The sequence below is a fragment of the Curtobacterium sp. VKM Ac-2884 genome, from assembly GCF_015350945.1.
Lineage (GTDB): Bacteria > Actinomycetota > Actinomycetes > Actinomycetales > Microbacteriaceae > Curtobacterium.
In genome coordinates this window covers 842,314-858,977 of record NZ_JADKSA010000001.1, presented here as the reverse complement: position 1 = coordinate 858,977, position 16,664 = coordinate 842,314, and the positions used below count along the sequence as shown (strand labels likewise).

The 16,664-nt window shown below is 71.1% G+C and carries 14 protein-coding genes; 8 read left to right on the top strand and 6 right to left on the bottom strand.

The genetic code is table 11. The features are described from left to right. Window positions 1-6 precede the first annotated feature (6 nt). Window positions 7-1,038: an LLM class flavin-dependent oxidoreductase gene (locus ITJ60_RS04255; RefSeq protein ID WP_228509704.1), complete on the bottom strand. Its 1,032-nt coding sequence runs from the start codon at window positions 1,036-1,038 to the stop codon at window positions 7-9. 56 nt (window positions 1,039-1,094) lie between these two features. Here ITJ60_RS04255 and ITJ60_RS04250 point away from each other — a divergent pair, with 56 nt between their 5' ends. Both ITJ60_RS04250 and ITJ60_RS04245 read left to right on the top strand, forming a co-directional pair. Next, the gene (locus tag ITJ60_RS04250; RefSeq protein WP_194647032.1) at window positions 1,095-1,427 is read left to right on the top strand and encodes a TraR/DksA family transcriptional regulator; all 333 of its coding nucleotides are present in this window, start codon (window positions 1,095-1,097) and stop codon (window positions 1,425-1,427) included. Between the two features lie 131 nt (window positions 1,428-1,558). Beyond that, window positions 1,559-2,014: a TIGR02611 family protein gene (locus ITJ60_RS04245; protein ID WP_194647031.1), complete on the top strand. Its 456-nt coding sequence runs from the start codon at window positions 1,559-1,561 to the stop codon at window positions 2,012-2,014. A gap of 88 nt (window positions 2,015-2,102) precedes the next feature. On the opposite strand, the gene ITJ60_RS04240 is transcribed toward ITJ60_RS04245, so the two are convergent. After that, complete coding sequence (locus tag ITJ60_RS04240) at window positions 2,103-3,356, bottom strand: MFS transporter (RefSeq protein WP_194647030.1); 1,254 nt, start codon at window positions 3,354-3,356, stop codon at window positions 2,103-2,105. 100 nt (window positions 3,357-3,456) lie between these two features. Here ITJ60_RS04240 and ITJ60_RS04235 point away from each other — a divergent pair, with 100 nt between their 5' ends. Together ITJ60_RS04235 and ITJ60_RS04230 are read left to right on the top strand one after the other, a co-directional pair. Continuing rightward, the gene (locus ITJ60_RS04235; protein WP_123341244.1) at window positions 3,457-3,822 is read left to right on the top strand and encodes an ArsR/SmtB family transcription factor; all 366 of its coding nucleotides are present in this window, start codon (window positions 3,457-3,459) and stop codon (window positions 3,820-3,822) included. Continuing rightward, window positions 3,819-5,432, top strand: a complete 1,614-nt coding sequence (locus ITJ60_RS04230; RefSeq protein WP_416371901.1) for a methyltransferase — start codon at window positions 3,819-3,821, stop codon at window positions 5,430-5,432. The genes ITJ60_RS04235 and ITJ60_RS04230 overlap by 4 nt, the downstream gene beginning before the upstream one ends. A 22-nt stretch (window positions 5,433-5,454) precedes the next feature. Here ITJ60_RS04230 and ITJ60_RS04225 read toward each other — a convergent pair whose 3' ends face one another. Both ITJ60_RS04225 and ITJ60_RS04220 read right to left on the bottom strand, forming a co-directional pair. Continuing rightward, on the bottom strand, window positions 5,455-6,315 hold the full coding sequence (locus ITJ60_RS04225) for an NAD-dependent epimerase/dehydratase family protein (RefSeq protein WP_123341264.1): 861 nt from the start codon (window positions 6,313-6,315) through the stop codon (window positions 5,455-5,457). A 110-nt stretch (window positions 6,316-6,425) separates the two neighbouring features. Further along, window positions 6,426-7,016, bottom strand: coding sequence for a TetR/AcrR family transcriptional regulator (locus ITJ60_RS04220; RefSeq protein WP_123341243.1), 591 nt, complete (start codon window positions 7,014-7,016; stop codon window positions 6,426-6,428). A gap of 131 nt (window positions 7,017-7,147) precedes the next feature. Here ITJ60_RS04220 and ITJ60_RS04215 point away from each other — a divergent pair, with 131 nt between their 5' ends. Both ITJ60_RS04215 and ITJ60_RS04210 read left to right on the top strand, forming a co-directional pair. Next, window positions 7,148-8,416 carry an MFS transporter gene (locus tag ITJ60_RS04215; protein WP_260235552.1) on the top strand — a complete coding sequence of 423 codons (1,269 nt, stop codon included), beginning with the start codon at window positions 7,148-7,150 and terminating at the stop codon, window positions 8,414-8,416. 48 nt (window positions 8,417-8,464) lie between these two features. Further along, entirely contained in the window at window positions 8,465-10,924 is a 2,460-nt protein-coding gene (locus tag ITJ60_RS04210) for a glycoside hydrolase family 3 protein (protein WP_323749098.1), read from the top strand. A gap of 448 nt (window positions 10,925-11,372) precedes the next feature. Here the strand turns inward: ITJ60_RS04210 and ITJ60_RS04205 are convergent, their stop codons facing one another. After that, on the bottom strand, window positions 11,373-12,389 hold the full coding sequence (locus ITJ60_RS04205; protein ID WP_194647028.1) for an LLM class flavin-dependent oxidoreductase: 1,017 nt from the start codon (window positions 12,387-12,389) through the stop codon (window positions 11,373-11,375). Window positions 12,390-12,476: 87 nt separating this feature from the next. On the opposite strand from ITJ60_RS04205, the gene ITJ60_RS04200 reads away from it, so the two are divergent. Both ITJ60_RS04200 and ITJ60_RS04195 read left to right on the top strand, forming a co-directional pair. Beyond that, the gene (locus ITJ60_RS04200) at window positions 12,477-15,095 is read left to right on the top strand and encodes a DEAD/DEAH box helicase (protein ID WP_194647027.1); all 2,619 of its coding nucleotides are present in this window, start codon (window positions 12,477-12,479) and stop codon (window positions 15,093-15,095) included. Continuing rightward, complete coding sequence (locus tag ITJ60_RS04195) at window positions 15,095-15,595, top strand: GNAT family N-acetyltransferase (RefSeq protein WP_194647026.1); 501 nt, start codon at window positions 15,095-15,097, stop codon at window positions 15,593-15,595. Before ITJ60_RS04200 ends, ITJ60_RS04195 begins: the two co-directional genes overlap by 1 nt. Before the next feature lie 31 nt (window positions 15,596-15,626). On the opposite strand, the gene ITJ60_RS04190 is transcribed toward ITJ60_RS04195, so the two are convergent. Next, window positions 15,627-16,664 carry an NAD-dependent epimerase/dehydratase family protein gene (locus ITJ60_RS04190; RefSeq protein ID WP_194647025.1) on the bottom strand — a complete coding sequence of 346 codons (1,038 nt, stop codon included), beginning with the start codon at window positions 16,662-16,664 and terminating at the stop codon, window positions 15,627-15,629.

The window sequence follows — 16,664 nt, the reverse complement described above, 5'->3', positions numbered from 1 at the left end:
AGCGGGTCAGGCCGGCACGGGCGCCGCGTCGACCTCGGTGAACACGTCCTTCACCGCGGCGAGCAGCCGCGCGTTGAAGTCGACGCCGAGCTGGTTCGGCACGGTGACGAGCACGGTGTCGGCAGCGCGGACCGCCTGGTCGGCCGCCAGCTCCGCGACGAGGTCCTCGGGCGAGCCGATGTACGAGCGGCCGAAGCGTGCGAGCCCGCCGTCGAGGTGCCCGACCTGGTCCTGCCCCTCGACCTGGGCGCGGACGCCGAAGTAGTGCCGCGACTCGTCGTCGATGATCGGGATGATGCTCCGCGAGACCGACACCCGAGGGGTCCGGTCCCAGCCCGACTCGGCCCAGACCCGTCGGAAGCGCTCGATCTGCTCGGCCTGCAGTTCGTCGAACGGTACGCCGGTGTCCTCGGTGAGCAGGGTCGACGACATCAGGTTCATGCCCTGCTCGGCGGTCCACTCGGCGGTGGCTCGTGTGCCGGCGCCCCACCAGATGCGGTCGCCGAGCGAGTCGGAGAGCGGGGAGATCGGCAACGATCCGACCGAGCCGGTCATCTGCGGGTTCGCGTTCGCCATCGGTTCGCCGGCGACGGCGCGACGGAACACGCTGATGTGCGCGCGGGCCATGTCGCCACCGTTCTCGTCGGACGCGTCCGGTACGTAGCCGAACTGCTGGTAACCGGCGAGGGCGGTCTCGGGTGAGCCACGGGAGACGCCGAGCTGCAGTCGTCCGCCGGAGATCAGGTCGGTCGCCGCGGCCTCCTCGGCCATGTAGAGCGGGTTCTCGTAGCGCATGTCGATCACACCGGTCCCGATCTCGATGCGGCTGGTCTTCGCGGCGATCGCGGACAGCAGGGGGAACGGTGCCGCCTGCTGCGGTGCGAAGTGGTGCACGCGGAAGTAGGCGCCGTCGACGCCGGCCTCTTCGGCAGCGACCGCGAGGTCGATCGCCTGCATCAGGGACTCACGCCCGCTGCGCACCTTCGACCCCGGCACGTCGCGCCAGTGTCCGAACGACAGGAACCCGATCTTCGTCATGTCGATGCAAACGCATCCGGAGAGTCGGGCATTCCGTCACGACTACGGTGTCCGCCATGGACGACCCCCGCACCGCGCTCGACACGGAACGCGCTCGCAACGAACGGCTGCTCGCCGACGTCGAGCGGAGCATGCGCGACGTCAGTGACGCCCGCCAGGACGCCAACTCCGACGACGAGCACGACCCCGAGGGCGCGACCCTCGCGTGGGAGCGCGGCTCGCTCGGCGCCGTCCGCGACGCGGCCCGGCAGCGGATCGAGCAGGTGGACGCCGCGCTCGCGCGGCTCGACGCCGGCACCTACGGGATCTGCGCGGTCGGCGGGGAACCGATCCCAGCGGCCCGATTGGCCGCCGTCCCGTGGGCCGCGACGTGCGTCGCCCACGCGTGACGGGCCTCCCGGCTGACACCCGCTGACGGACGGGAGGCACGGCGCATCCCCGCCACGCGTCGTCCGTCACGCGCACCGCGCGTCCACCGCGTGCGCCGCGGATTCCCAGCCGCACGCCCTACGTTTTCGGCATGGACGGCGACGCGAACGACGGACCCGGCGAGAGCCGGACCGACGGCGCGCCGCGTCAGCGCTTCCAGTGGTTCCACGACACGCGGACCTGGATCCACGCTCGGCCGCACCTGCACCTGTTCTACAAGGTCCTCGTCGGCATCGTCGGCGGGCTGGTCGTCATCATCGGACTCATCCTGGTGCCGCTGCCCGGGCCGGGGTGGCTCGTGGTGTTCATCGGCCTCACGGTGCTGGCGAGCGAGTTCCACTTCTTCCACAAGATCATCGTGTGGCTCAAGGCGCAGCTGCACCGCTTCTGGGACTGGGCCAAGCGGCACGGACCGAAGCGCCTGCGCGATGCTGCCGACCGGGGCAAGGCCGACGTCGACGCCGCCCACACGGGTGCTGCTCGGACGGTCGGGGTGCGTGCTCGCGGACGGGCGCGCGGCGCGAACTCGGCGCACCCGGGGCGCTAGCCGTCAGCTGGTGCGAGGTTGATCACTCCGTGCGGCGCTGTGGCCTCGCACCGTGTGGTCAACCTCGCACCAAGCGGGTGCCGGCCGCCTACTCCGCTGCGACGCGGATCGAACCGGTGGCGGTGCGCTCGATGACCTCGGCGGCCTGCTCCTCGACGGCGGCCGCGTCCTTCGACGTCAGCTGCAGCACGAGCGCGACGACGGCCGCGAGCACGATGAACCCGCCGTACCCGGCGATGACGGGGACGAGTCCGATCGACGGTTCGAGCAGCCCACCGATGACGGCGGGGACCCCGAACGCCAGGTAGCTGACGACGTAGATCGTCGAGAGCAGTCCGGCGCGGTGGGTCGGTGCCGCGGTCGCGAGCAGCATCCGCAGCGGTGCCTGGAACCCGGCGCCGAAGCCGATGCCGGCGATCGCACTGCCGACGACGAGGCCGGGCAGGGAGTGGGCCATCACGAACGCCACGGTCACGATCGGGCCGAGCACCAGGGCGACGAGCCCGACGAGCACGGCGCGACGAGCGTCCATCCGCTGTGTCGCGAGCCCGGTCAGTGCACCGACGCCCGTGACGACGGCGATGAGTGCGCCGGCCGCGAAGTGGTTCGTGATGCCGAACACCGCACCGAGGGCCGAGGGGACGAGCGAGAGGAACATGCCGCCGAGGGCCCAGCTGGCGACGAGGGAACCGACGACCCCGCGGAACAGCCGACGCGAGCTCCGCGGCACGCTGATCGTCGGGCGGAGCGAACGGAGTGCTCCGGGGCGCCGTTGGACCTGCTCGGGGACCACGAACAGCGCCAGCACGAGGAGCACGAGCAGCGCTCCGAAGACCAGGTAGACGAGCTGTTCCGGCGCCGGACCCCACTGCACGAGCGCGCCGCTCGACATCGCACCGGTGGCCAGCGCGATCGGCGGGATGACGCCGTTCAGCACGCCGGCCAGCGTCGGGTGCCGATCAAGTGAGTTGTCGATGAGGGCCGCCCCGAGCGCACCGATCAGGAGCCCGACGGAGACGCCCTGCACGATGCGGTCGACGATGAGCGCACCGACGCCGTCCGCGATCGCGAACAGTCCGAGCGACAGGGCGACGCCCAGGCCTCCGGCGACGAGCACGGGTTTGCGGCCGACGTGGTCGGACAGTCGGCCGGCGATCAGCAGACTCGCGAGCAACCCGGCGACGTAGATGGCGAAGACGCCGGTCAGCATGAGCGGCGTGAGGTGCCACTCGGCGGCGTAGACCGGGTAGATCGGTGAGGGGACCGCGGACGACGCGACCGACACCAGGAGCATCGCCGCGAGGATCCAGAACCCGGCGACCGAGCGAGCTGACTGCTGCATGAGCATCCTTCCGATGGTCCGTTGTACGACTGCATTCGTACCGCAGTCTGCAGTACGACGCAAGTCGTACAGCAAGCCGAACGGTGGTAGCGTCCCGTCCATGCCCGCGCACGTCGATGCCCCCGAGCGGCTGCCCCAGCCGACCGTGGCCGAGATGGACCTCCCCGTCGTCCTGGACGCCCTGAGCGACCCGATCCGGTTGGCGATCCTGCACCGCTACCTCGTCGACGCCGCCGGTGGTGAACGGAGCTGCGGCTGGGTCGGGATCGACCGACCGAAGTCCACGCTCACCCACCACTTCCGAGTCCTGCGCGAGGCCGGACTGCTCGAGCAGCACCTCGAGGGCCTGACCCGCATCAGCCGCGTCCGCATCGAGGACGTGCAGCAGCGGTTCCCGGGGCTGCTCGACCTGGTGCTCGACTGGCAGGTGCCCGCGGCCCTGCTCCGCGACGGGATCGAGTCGTGAGCGCGGTGCCCGGCCCGGGTGCCGGCGCCGGCGCCGGGGTGGCAGTGCACACGCTCCCCGACATCGGTGCTGACCCGGCCGTGACGACGGCGCTCGCAGCGGACCTGGACGCCGCAGGCTTCACCGTCGACCGGGTCGACGCACTCTGGGGGACCGAAGCGGCCGCATCGCTGCACCGGGGCTCGCGAGTGGCGGCCCTCCGTGCCCTGGCTGCTCGTGAGACATCCCCGCTCGGCACCCTCGCCACCCTGTTCGTGCTCGGCCTGCCGACGTCCCGCGCGGACGCCGCAGCCGCGTTCCCGACCGCCGGGCTCGACGCCGTGGTCGCGGCAGGTCTGCTGCGGGTCTGTGGCACTGACACCGACACCGACATCGACGCCGCGGTCGTGGAGCCGACGGTGGACCTGCGTCCCTACGCCTTCGTCGACGACCTCGGTGCCGGCAGCTGGTGGATCGTCTCGGACCTCGGCGAGCTCGCCCTCGGCCACGCGATCAGCGAGGAGCACGTCCTCGGCATCGGCGGCGCCACCACCACGCTGAGCGGTCTGCAGGTGCCCGTCCCCGTCCGCACGGTCCTCGACCTCGGCACCGGCTGCGGGATCCAGGCCATGCACGCCCGGCGCTTCGCCGAGCACGTGGTCGCCACCGACATCTCGCGCCGCGCCCTCGACATCGCCCGCTTCAACGCGCAGCTCAACGGCATCGACGGGATCGACTTCCGGTACGGATCGCTCTTCGAGCCCGTCACGGGGGAGCGGTTCGACCGCATCGTGTCGAACCCGCCGTTCGTCATCACACCCCGCCGGCCGGGCGTCCCCTCGTACGAGTACCGCGACGGCGGCATGGTCGGCGACGCGCTCGTCGAGACCGTGCTCCGCGGCCTGTCCGAGCACCTCGAGCCCGGTGGGACCGCGCAGCTGCTCGGCAACTGGGAGTACCACTGGGGCGTCGACGGCCTCGACCGCGTGCGCAGCTGGTTCGCGGACACCGACCTCGACGCGTGGGTCATCGAGCGCGAGCGCCAGGACCCCACGTCGTACGCCGAGACCTGGATCCGCGACGGCGGGACCAAGCCCGGGACGCCCGCGTTCGACACGCTGATGGGCGCCTGGCTCGACGACTTCGCGGACCGCCGCGTCACCGGCGTCGGCTTCGGGTACGTCGTGGTGCGTCGAGCCCTGCCAGGAGGAACGGCGAGCCTCCGCCGGTTCGAGCGCGTCCCCGAGACGCTCGGCTCCAACCCCGCCGGGCTCGGCGCCACCGTCGCTCGCGTCCTCGACGCGGCCGCGTGGCTGGCCGCGCACGACGACGCCGCGCTCGCCACGGCGCACCTGACGGTGGCGGGCGACGTCACCGAGGAGCGCTACTACTGGCCGGGCAACGACGACCCGACGGTGATGACGCTCGTGCAGGGCGGCGGTCTCGGACGGCGGGTGGACGCGGACACCGCGCTCGCCGCGTTCGTCGGAGCGTGTGACGGCGACCTGTCCGTGGTGGCGATCGTCGGTGCGCTCGCGCAGATCACGGGTGTCGACGAGCAGGTGCTCGCCGCCGACCTGTTGCCGGCGGCGCGCGACCTGGTGCTCGACGGGCTGCTGCTGCTGGCCTAGCGAACGGACGGCGCGGGCGCTGTCAGCGCCCGTCGCGCCAGCTGTGCTCGGGGGCGTAGCCGAGCAGCTCGCGAGCCTTCTCGGACGACAGCAGCGAGCTGACGCCGTCGATGTCCGCGCGACGCTCGATGTCGGGCACGTAGCGCTCGACGAGCTCGATCGTCGGGGTGTCCATCACGGTGTCGGGACTCGCGATGACGAACGCCTCGAACCCGGTGAGCTCGGCCTCGACGGCCTTGCGGACCGCCTGGGCGCCGTCACGCGAGTCGATGTAGGACCACAGGTTGAAGGTCTTCGCCTCGGGGGTGGCGTCCCACGGGAACGCGGGGTAGTCGGTCTCGTCCATCACGTTCGAGAACCGCAGGCCGATCATCTTCAGCTCCGGGTCCCAGCGGGTGAAGTGGCGGGCCATCTCCTCTTCGACGGCCTTGCCGAGCGAGTACGACGATTGCGGGCGGACCGCGAACTCCTCGTCGACCGGCAGGTAGGGCGGGTGGTGCTCGCCCATCGGGATGCCGAGCAGGGTCTCGCTCGACGCCCACACCAGGTTCTTGACCTTCGCGGCGCGTGCTGCGTGGAAGACGTTGATCGACGCCGTCACGTTGTTCGTGATGAGCGCCACGTCGGGGACCTGCCCCGGTGCGGGCACGGCCGCGAGGTGCACGACGGCGTCCACGTGGTCGTACCGGTCGTCGATGCCGAGCAGGGCGTTCAGGACCTGGCCGTAGTCGGTCAGGTCGATCCGGACGAACTGCACGCCCTCGGGCTGGTCGGGGGAGGGCACGCGGTCGAGCAGCACCACGTCGTACCCGTGCGCATCGAGGTCGCGCACCACCGCTCGTCCGAGCTTGCCGCTGCCGCCGGTCACCACTACACGCGTCATCGCGTCACTCCACATCCTCGTCGGGTCGCCCTCCGGGCACGCCCCATCCTGCCCGGCACCGCCTGACCCGACCAGGCCCTGTCCGTACCCCGCTGTCCGGCGGGGGAGCGTCAGGCGGTGGGGGCGACCTGGGCGATCGCGAGCCGGGCGACGAGCTCGACGTGCTGTGCCATGTCCCGCGACGGGTCGAACAGCCACTGGATCTGCATGCCGTCGGACACCGCGAGCAGCACGCTCGTCAGCTCTTCGGCATCGACGTCGGCGCGGAGCCGTCCGTCCTGCTGCATGGTGCGGAAGTCGGCGGACAGGTCGCGACGGCTGCGCTCGTAGCGCTCCTGGAAGTACGCGTGCGCGGGGTGCTCGGGGTCGGTCGCAGCTGCGGCGGAGAGGTTGACGAACATCTGCACCAGGCCGGGGACCTCGGCGTTGTGCCGGACGATCGCGGCGAGCAGTGCAGCGGGGTCGGGTGCCTGCCAGTCGTGGGCGAGGTCGAGCTCGTCGCGTCGTCGCAGGATCTCGACCCAGAGCTCGTCCTTGGAGTCGAAGTAGTGCAGCAGGCCGGCCTGGGTCAGCCCGACGGCGTCGGCGATGTCCTTGATGCTGGTGCGGCGGAACCCCTGCGAAGCGACGAGGTCGAGCGCGACCGTGAGGATCTCCTCGCGCTTCGCGATGCCCTTCGCGTACGAACCCCGTCGTGCCATGGCAGGACTGTACCGCTCGGAGTGCACACAGAAAACCTAGCCGCACTTGGTTTTGGTGTTACCGTGGGCGGAGCCGCCGACGAAGGCGTGCGAGTCACCGGTGCAGGTGGCGTCCCCGAGAAGAGGTTGCAGTGGCCAACGACGCCCTGACCGTCAACGACACCCCGACCGCAGTCGCACCCACGCGCGGCCGAGGTGCCCCGCTCATGTACACGCTCGGCATGCCGATCGCGATGCTCGGCCTGTACATCGCGCTGCTGCCGCCGGTGTTGGTCGCCATGGCGCTCAAGGTCGCCGAGATCGCGCCGGACAACCAAGCGGGCGTGCTCGGCCTGGCGCTCGGTGTCGGCGCGTTCGCCGCGATGGTCGCCAACCCCCTGGCCGGTCGCTTCAGCGATCGGACTGCCGGGAGGCTCGGCATGCGTCGTCCGTGGATCATCGGTGGCACCGTGGTCGGCTTCGCGGGCCTCGTGGTCGTCGCGACGACGACCTCGACCGTCGTGCTGGTGATCGCGTGGGGCGTCACGCAGATCGCCTACAACGCCACGATCGCCGCCATGACCGCGGTCCTGCCGGACCACGTCACGCGGTCCCAGCGCGGCCGGGTCGCGGCGCTGCTCGGGCTCTCCCAGAACCTCGCGCTCGTCGGCGGCACGTTCCTCGTGCAGCTCTTCTCGACCTCGGCGACGCAGATGATCATCCCCGGTGCGATCGGGTCGATCGTCGTCGTGCTCTACGCGCTCGTGTTCCGCGACCGCGTGCTCACCCACCGGCCGACGTCGAAGCTCGGCATCGGGCAGGTCTTCGGCTCGTTCGTCTTCAACCCCGTGAAGCACCCGGACCTCGGCTGGGCCTGGCTCACCCGGTTCCTGATGGTCGCCGCGCAGTACACCGCGGTGAGCTACCTGACGTACTTCCTGCGGGACGACATCGGCGTGGACCCGGACCACGTCGCGAACGCGGTGTTCCAGGGAACGCTGTGGAACGTCGTCGGCATCGTGCTCACCTCGCTCATCGCCGGCTGGCTGTCGGACAAGCTCGGCCGCCGCAAGCTGTTCGTCGCGATCGCGGGCATCGTCGGCGTGGTCGGGCTCGTGATCATCGCGCTCGCGCCGTCGCTCGGCATGGTCCTGGTCGGCGAGTTCGTGATGGGTGCCGGCATGGGCGTCTTCTACGCCGTCGACCTGGCGCTCATCACCGACGTGCTGCCGTCCGACGAGGACAACGCGAAGGACCTCGGCGTCGTCAACATCGCGCAGGCCCTGCCCCAGTCGATCGTGCCCGCGGCGGCCCCGGGCGTCATCGCCCTGACCGGCGGGTACAGCGGCTTCTTCATCACCGGCGCCGTCGTCGGACTGCTCGGCATCGTCTCGGTGTCACGCATCCGCGGCGTGCGCTGACCACGCTTCCCCAGGCTCTGAACGAAAGGACCGACCATCGTGACTACCGTGAACGACGTGACCGCTGCCTCCAGTACGGCCGAGCGCATCGACGCGCTCGTCGACCAACTGACCACCGACGAGAAGGTGCAGCTCCTGACCGGGCGCGACTTCTGGACCACCTGGCCCATCGAGAAGATCGGGCTGCGCCCGATCCTGATGTCGGACGGCCCCTCGGGCGTCCGTGGTGAGGTCTGGGACGAGCGCGACCCGTCGCTGAACCTGCCCTCGGCGACCGCGTTGTCGGCGTCCTGGGACCGCGCGATCGCGAAGCGCTACGGCGCCGCAGCAGCCGTCGAGGCACGCCGCAAGGGCGTCGACGTCGTCCTCGGTCCGACCATCAACCTGCACCGCTCGCCGCTCGGCGGCCGGCACTTCGAGGCGTTCAGCGAGGACCCGGTCCTGACCGGTGACCTGGCTGCGTCGTACGTCGACGGTGTGCAGGAGAACGGCGTGGCCGCGACCCCGAAGCACTACATCGCGAACGACTACGAGACCGACCGCTTCACCGCGTCGACCGAGGTCTCCGACCGTGCGCTGCGCGAGCTGTACCTGCTCGCGTTCGAGAAGGCCGTGACCGAGGCGCACGCCTGGGCGATCATGTCGTCGTACAACTCGATCAACGGCGTCACCGCGTCGGAGCACGACCTGCTCGAGACGCCGCTGAACTCCGAGTGGGGCTTCGAGGGCATCGTCGTGTCCGACTGGACCGGCGTGCGCTCGGTCGACTCGGCGAAGGCGTCGCAGGACGTCGCGATGCCCGGGCCGAACCAGTGGTGGAGCGAGGGCCCGCTGCTCGCCGCCGTGCAGTCCGGTGCCGTGCCGATCGAGGCGATCGACCGCAAGGTCCGCCGCATCCTGACCCTGGCCGCCCGCGTCGGCGCACTCGAGGGCTTCGAGCCCGTGGCCGCGCAGCCGGTGCACGTCGAGGACGGCGTCGCGTTCGTCCGCGAGGCCGAGGCCGAGGGCACCGTCCTCGTCCGCAACACCGGCGTGCTGCCGCTCGACGCGCCCGCCGTCTCCCGCATCGCCGTCATCGGCCACAACGCCGACCAGGCCCGCACGCAGGGCGGCGGCTCGGCCACGGTCGTGCCGTCGCAGGTGGTCTCGCCGCTGGACGGCATCCGTGCAGCGTTCCCGGGCGCCACGGTCGACTACGCGATCGGTGCCGTCGTGCAGGAGGGCATCGCGGAGTTCCCGCTGTCCACCATCACGAACCCCGGCACCGGCGAGCCCGGCGCCCGCGTCGCCTTCGTCAAGGACGACCAGGAACTGTACGTCGAGGACCGCCGCGCCACGGCACTGTTCTGGTTCGGCGGCGACGCCCCCACACGCGAGGCCGACCGGCTCGACATCACCACGACCTACACCGCGCCGTCCACCGGCACCGTGCGGATCGGCATCGGGGCGGCCGGCCGGTCGCGGATGTGGATCGACGGGGAGCTCGTGCTCGACGAGGACGTGCCGTTCGAGGGCGACCAGCTCGGCGCGGCGTTCCTCAACCCGCCGGCGCGCTCGGTGCCCGTGTCGGTGACCTCGGGGCAGCAGGTCGCGATCCGCATCGAGTACGACGTCATCCAGGACGAGACCCTCGGCGGGGTGCTCGCGTACCAGTTCGGCACCGAGCCGTCCGACGAGGACCCGTCGGTGCTCATCGATGCCGCGGTCGAGGCTGCCCGCACGGCTGACGTCGCCGTGGTGGTCGTCGGCACGAACTCGAAGGTCGAGTCCGAGGGGTACGACCGCTCGTCGCTCGCGCTGCCAGGGCACCAGGACGACCTGGTGCGTGCGGTCGTGGCGGCGAACCCGAACACGGTCGTCGTCGTGAACGCCGGCTCGCCCGTGGAGATGCCGTGGCGGAACGACGTCGCCGCGGTCCTGCTCACCTGGTTCGGTGGCCAGGAGTACGGAAACGCGCTCGCCGACGTGCTGACCGGCGCGCAGGAGCCCGGCGGCCGGCTGCCCACCACCTGGCCGATCGTGATGGCGGACGTGCCCGTGCTGGACGTCACTCCCGTCGACGGCAAGGTGTCGTACGACGAGGGCGTCCACATCGGGTACCGCGCCTGGCTCCGTGCCGGCACCACGCCGGCGTACCCGTTCGGGCACGGCCTCGGCTACACCACGTGGACCATCGACGGCGTGGTCGCGACGCCGACCGTTTCCGAGGGCGACGCGGTCATCGTCACGGCGACGGTCGCCAACACCGGACCGCGCGCCGGCAAGCACGTCGTGCAGGTCTACGCCTCGCGGGAGTCGTCGGCGGTGGACCGTCCGGCGCGCTGGCTCGTCGGGTTCGCCCCGGTCCGCCTCGGCGCGGGGGAGTCGACCGAGGTCTCGATCGAGGTGCCGGCCCGGGCGTTCGCGCACTGGGACGGAGCCTGGCAGTACGAGCCCGGCGCCTTCACGCTGCACGTCGGAGCCTCGGTCACCGACGAGTCCGGGAGCGCGGCCCTCGAACTGGTCTGACCAGTTCGTCCGGTTTCCGCGCACCGGCGACGCCTGTTGAGTAACATCGATGTGCGCCAGTCGGCTGGTTACCGTCGGCGCACGCACCGACTACGGGGTCGCTGGTTGTGCGACTCAGCCTCCTGATCCGGCTGACGATGCCCCAGCTTCCCCGGTGCGTCCAGAATGCGTCCCCGCGTCCGCGCGGGGGCGCATTCGTTCGTCCCGACTGTTTCCGTCCTGGAAGGGGTTCGGCGAACCGGTTGACGGACTTCGTGCGATCTGGGCAAAACGGGTGACGGATGATCAACTTTCTCGCCCTGAGGGCGCAACTCAGTGTGACAAACCGCTCGGTAGGTGGAACGATGGTCCCACCATCCCGTGCGGATCAGGGACGAGATGGTCATCCGGCAGGGCTCTCGAGCATCACCGACTCGATCTGAGCCCCGCCGGGTGTCCTGATCCGCTCTCAGGCCCGGAGTGCTGGCGCGATCTCCTCGGCGACGATGCGCAGGATCCGCTCGTGGGCGGCCACGTCGCCGTTCGCGGGCAGGGTGATCACGAGTTCGTCCGTCGCGGTGACGGCGGGGTCGGCGAGCAGTGCGTCGACGATGGCGGCCGGCTCGCCGGACAGGACCTTGCTGAACCGGAACGGCGGGCCGGAGAGCGGTCGGCCCTCGTCGTCCATGCCCGAGGCGTACCCGGTCAGGAACTCCTCGTGGACCGCGCGGTCGTGGTCGTCGAGCAACGGCACGACGATGCGGCCCACCGCGACCTTCGACGGACGGCCGGTCCCGCCGTGCAGCTCGGTGAACCGCTCCCGGTACGCGGCGATCTGGTCGGCCTGCGCCTGGGCGAAGGGTGCACCGGTGTCCTCGGTGTTCAGGGTCGAGCAGTGCAGCAGCAGGCCCTTCTCGGCCGTGCGCACCGCCGTGCCCATGCTGCCGCCGCCCCACCACACGCGGTCGCGCAGGCCGGGGCTGAGCGGCTGCAGGGTCAGGTCCGCACCGGCCGGGATGCTCTCGTAGCCGGAGCCGGCGCTGCCGAGTGCGTCGCCGTCGAGCACCTCGAGCAGTCGGGCAGCCCGGGCCTCGGCCTCGTCGCGGAACGAGCGGTCGACGGCGCCGAACACCGGGTCGAGGATCGGCCCGTACCCGGCGATGCCCGTGCTGATGCCGAGCTGCACACGCCCGCCGCTCAGCAGGTCGACCGTGCTGGCGTCCTCGGCGAGGCGCACCGGGTCCTCGTAGCGCATGCCGAGCACCGCGGTGCCGAACGCGATGGTGCTGGTTCGCTGGGCCGCGGCGGCGAAGAACGTCATCGGGCTCGTCAGGAAGGGCTCGAAGTGGCGGCCACGGACCCAGCCCGTGCCGTAGCCGAGGGTCTCGGCCGTCTCGAACAGCCGGAGACCGTCCTGCAGGGCGCTCGCCGCACCCGCAGTGCCGCCGTGGTTCGGGACGAAGGTGAGGAAGCCGAGTTCGCGCATGACGCGAGTCTATGCGCGCGTATGGAGCCGGGCCTCCCGGTCGTCCGTACCGACCACCTCGTCACCGCAGCCTGGGAGGATGGGGCCATGACCGACGTCACCACCGTGCCCCCGCTCGTCGCCGCGATCCCGGCGGCGGTGGACGGCGTCGTCGACGCCGACGAGGTCTACGAGGCCTTCGCGGCCTGGGCCGAGGAAGGCGGCCGGCCGCTGTACCCGGCACAGGACGAAGCGGTCATCGAGCTCGTCTCCGGCGCGAACGTCGTGCTGAGCACCCCGACCGGCACCGGCAAGTCGCTCGTCGCGGCCGGCGCGCACTTCGCCGCGCTCGCCGAGGGCAAGCGGAGCTACTACACGGCACCGATCAAGGCGCTCGTCTCCGAGAAGTTCTTCCAGCTGGTCGAGCTGTTCGGCGCGCAGAACGTCGGCATGGTCACCGGCGACTCCAGCGTGAACGGCGATGCCCCCATCGTCTGCTGCACGGCCGAGATCCTGGCGAACCTGGCCCTGCGCGAGGGACCTGACGCCGACGTCGACGTCGTCGTCATGGACGAGTTCCACTTCTACGGCGACCCCGACCGCGGCTGGGCCTGGCAGGTGCCGCTGCTCGTGCTCGAACGTGCGCAGTTCCTGCTGATGTCGGCCACCCTCGGCGACGTCACGACCATCGCCGACGACCTGTCCCGACGCACCGGCCGACCCACCGCCCGCGTGACCGGGGTCAGCCGACCGGTGCCGCTCGAGTACGAGTACGTGATGACGCCCGTGCAGGAGACCGTCGAACGGCTGCTGGAGGAGGGCAAGGCGCCGATCTACATCGTGCACTTCGCCCAGGCGGCTGCGCTCGAACGGGCGCAGTCGCTGATGTCGGCGAAGGTCGCTGATCGGGCGCGTCGTGACCAGATCGCGGAAGCGATCGCGGGCTTCCGGTTCAGCGCCGGCTTCGGACAGACCCTGTCCCGCCTGATCCGCGCCGGCATCGGCGTGCACCACGCCGGCATGCTGCCCAAGTACCGACGGCTCGTCGAGCAGCTCGCACAGCGTGGACTGCTGCCCGTCATCTGCGGCACCGACACCCTGGGCGTCGGCATCAACGTGCCGATCCGGTCCGTGCTGTTCACCGGACTGACGAAGTTCGACGGCACGAAGATGCGGCAGCTGTCCGCACGCGAGTTCCACCAGATCGCCGGTCGTGCCGGACGCGCCGGGTACGACACCGAGGGTGACGTCGTCGCCGAGGCCCCCGAGCACGACATCGAGAACGCCCGTGCGGTCGCCAAGGCCGGGGACGACCAGAAGAAGAAGAGCAAGATCAAGCGGAAGAAGGCACCGGAGGGGTTCGTGTCCTGGGGGCAGGCCTCGTTCGACCGGCTCATCGGTGCCGAACCGGAACCGATGGTGTCACGCATGCGCATCACGCACGCGATGGTGCTGTCGGTGGTGGCCCGCGGCGGTTCGGCGTTCGACGAGGTGCGCTCGCTGGTGTTCGACAACCACGAACCGCGCGCCCGCCAGCTCGCGATGGCCCGGCGTGCGCTCGTCATCGCCCGGACGCTCATCAACGCGCAGGTCATCGAGCGGGTGCCGGGGCCTCCGGTCTCCTACCGGCTCACGGTGGACCTGCAGTCGAACTTCGCCCTCAACCAGCCCCTGTCGCCGTTCGCGCTCGCCGCGTTCGAGCTGCTCGACCCGTCGTCGCCGACGTACGCCCTGGACATGGTCTCGATCGTCGAGGCGACACTGGACGACCCGCGAGCGATCCTGTCGCAGCAGCAGTTCAAGGAGCGCGGCGAAGAGGTCGCCCGCATGAAGCGCGAGGGCATCGAGTACGAGGAGCGGATGGAGCTGCTCGAGGAGGTCACCTGGCCTCGCCCGCTGTCCGAGCTGTTGGAGGCGGCGTACGAGGCGTACGCGGCGGAACAGCCCTGGGTCCTCGACTTCCAGCTCTCGCCCAAGGCCGTCGTCCGCGACATGTACGAACGCGCGATGACCTTCGGCGATTTCGTGCGGTTCTACCAGCTCACCCGGTCCGAGGGGCTCGTGCTCCGGTACCTGTCCGACGCCTACCGGACCATGCGGCAGACCATCACCGAGGAACAGCGGAACCAGGAGCTCGACGACCTGATCGAGTGGCTCGGCGAGGTCGTGCGGCAGACCGACTCCTCGCTCGTCGACGAGTGGGAGGCGCTGCTCAACGGTGACGTGCTGCTCGCCCTGGCCGAAGAACAGGAGATCGCGCCGCCACAGCCGGCACGGCTCACCGGCAACGTGCGGGCCTTCACCGTGCTCGTGCGGAACGCGCTGTTCCAGCGGGTGCTGCTCGCCGCACGCGACGACGTCGACGGACTCGGGGCGCTCGACGCGGCAGCCGGGTTCGACGGTGACGCGTGGGACGCGGTGCTCGAGGAGTACTACGAGGAGCACGACACCATCGGCACCGATGCCGAGGCGCGGTCGATGTCCTACCTGGTGCTCGACCAGGCGGGGGCGACGGGGGCGACGGGTGCTGGGGCGACGGGTGCGGGAGCGGCGGGCGTGGCGCGCGTGTGGCGCGCTCGGCAGATCTTCGCTGACCCGTCGGGCGACAAGGACTTCGGGTTCTCGGCGACGATCGACCTCGACGCCTCGGACGAAGCCGGCGAGGCCGTGGTCCGGGTCACCGAGATCGGTCGGTTCGACGGGTGGGCCGACGTGGACGTGGACTGATGGCGGCCTTCGTGGTGCGAGCGCTCGGTGCGGACGACGTCGACGCGCTGCAGGTGCTGCTCGAGACCGTGCCGGACTACGCCGAGCGGATCACCGGCTACCCGCCGGGGCCGTCCGACGGGCTGAGCGCACTGGTGTCGGTGCCGGACGGCTTCGACCCGGCGGGCAAGCACGGGATCGGGCTGTGGGACGGCGACTCGCTCGTGGCGTTCGCGGACGTGCTGCTCGGGTACCCGGCACCGACCACGGCGTACATCGGACTGCTCGTCGTCCGCGGCGATCGGCAGGGTTCCGGCCTCGGACGGGTCCTGCACGAGGCCGTCGTGTCCCTGGCAGCCGACGCCCGCGCCGACCGATTGCGACTGGGGATCGTGGCGACGAACGCGGTCGGTGCCGAGCCGTTCTGGCGGGCGCTCGGGTACGCGCCGACGGGGGAGCGGAAGCCGTACCGGTACGACGGGCTCGAGAGCACGGTGGCGTTGTGGGAGCGGGCGGTCTGATCTTCGTTGGTCAGGGGTGGACCAGGGTTGGTCAGGGGTGGACCAGGTCCTTCGCCACCAGGCTCCGGGCCGCCGCCACGATCGCCTCGTGCGGATCACGAGGTGTCCAGCCGAGCACGGTGCGGGCGCGCTCGTTCGAGGTGCGCTTGGCGTAGCCGAGGTCGGGCACCATCGCGCGGAACTGCGGCTGCGTCTCGGCCGCGGTCCGCACGACGTCGTCGGGCAGCGTCTGCGTCGGGACCGCCTCGGCGTCATCACCGAGGTGCTCGCGCAGGGTGGCGGCGATCTCGGCCAGCTCGAGCGCCGGGCCGTTCGACAACAGGAACCGCTTGCCCGCTGCATCCGGGGCGGTCGTCGCGGTGACGTGTGCGGCAGCGACGTCACGCACGTCGACGATGGGGATGAACAGCCGCGGGGTCGCGGGCATCGCTCCGGAGAGCATGGACTGCAGGATGTGGTTCGCACCGGACACCGCGTGCCCCATCGCCGGACCCATCACCGCGACCGGCATCGTCGTGACGAGCTCCGGCGCACCGGGCTCGGACGCGACGAAGTCCCACGCGGCGCGTTCGGCGAGGGTCTTGCTCGTGCCGTAGGCGTCGACCCCGGGGCCGTCGAGCACCGTCCAGTCGGCCTCGGTGAACACGTGGTCGGAGTGCGGGTGGCCCCAGCTGACCGCGTGGAAGGCCGAGGTCAGCACCACGCGATCGACTCCGGCCGCGTGTGCGGCGCGCAGCACTCGCAGCGTCCCCTCCACCGCCGGACGGATCACGGTGTCCTCGTCCTCGACGTGGCCCGGCAGCACCGGCGAGGCGACGTGGTGCACGACGTCGATGTCCGCGACCGCCTGGGCCCATCCGTCATCGGACGTCAGGTCGGCGGCGACGAACTCCAGCCGGTCGTCGGCGGTGAGGCCGGCCTCGGCGAGGACCGCACGGACCTCGGGTGCACGGTCGAGGGACCGGATCGTGGTGCGGACGCGGTGCCCGGCGTCGAGCAACTGCAGGATCAGGTGGCCGGCGATGAAACCGGAGCCGCCGGTGACCAGGACGTGTTCGGTGTTCTCCAT

Coding starts and splice junctions, on each gene's coding strand:
- ITJ60_RS04240 (WP_194647030.1), bottom strand. CDS start 3,356: ATGCAGCAGTCAGCTCGCTCGGTCGCCGGGTTCTGGATCCTCGCGGCG.
- ITJ60_RS04235 (WP_123341244.1), top strand. CDS start 3,457: ATGCCCGCGCACGTCGATGCCCCCGAGCGGCTGCCCCAGCCGACCGTG.
- ITJ60_RS04220 (WP_123341243.1), bottom strand. CDS start 7,016: ATGGCACGACGGGGTTCGTACGCGAAGGGCATCGCGAAGCGCGAGGAG.
- ITJ60_RS04250 (WP_194647032.1), top strand. CDS start 1,095: ATGGACGACCCCCGCACCGCGCTCGACACGGAACGCGCTCGCAACGAA.
- ITJ60_RS04195 (WP_194647026.1), top strand. CDS start 15,095: ATGGCGGCCTTCGTGGTGCGAGCGCTCGGTGCGGACGACGTCGACGCG.
- ITJ60_RS04255 (WP_228509704.1), bottom strand. CDS start 1,038: ATGACGAAGATCGGGTTCCTGTCGTTCGGACACTGGCGCGACGTGCCG.
- ITJ60_RS04190 (WP_194647025.1), bottom strand. CDS start 16,664: ATGGAGAACACCGAACACGTCCTGGTCACCGGCGGCTCCGGTTTCATC.
- ITJ60_RS04225 (WP_123341264.1), bottom strand. CDS start 6,315: ATGACGCGTGTAGTGGTGACCGGCGGCAGCGGCAAGCTCGGACGAGCG.
- ITJ60_RS04200 (WP_194647027.1), top strand. CDS start 12,477: ATGACCGACGTCACCACCGTGCCCCCGCTCGTCGCCGCGATCCCGGCG.
- ITJ60_RS04205 (WP_194647028.1), bottom strand. CDS start 12,389: ATGCGCGAACTCGGCTTCCTCACCTTCGTCCCGAACCACGGCGGCACT.
- ITJ60_RS04245 (WP_194647031.1), top strand. CDS start 1,559: ATGGACGGCGACGCGAACGACGGACCCGGCGAGAGCCGGACCGACGGC.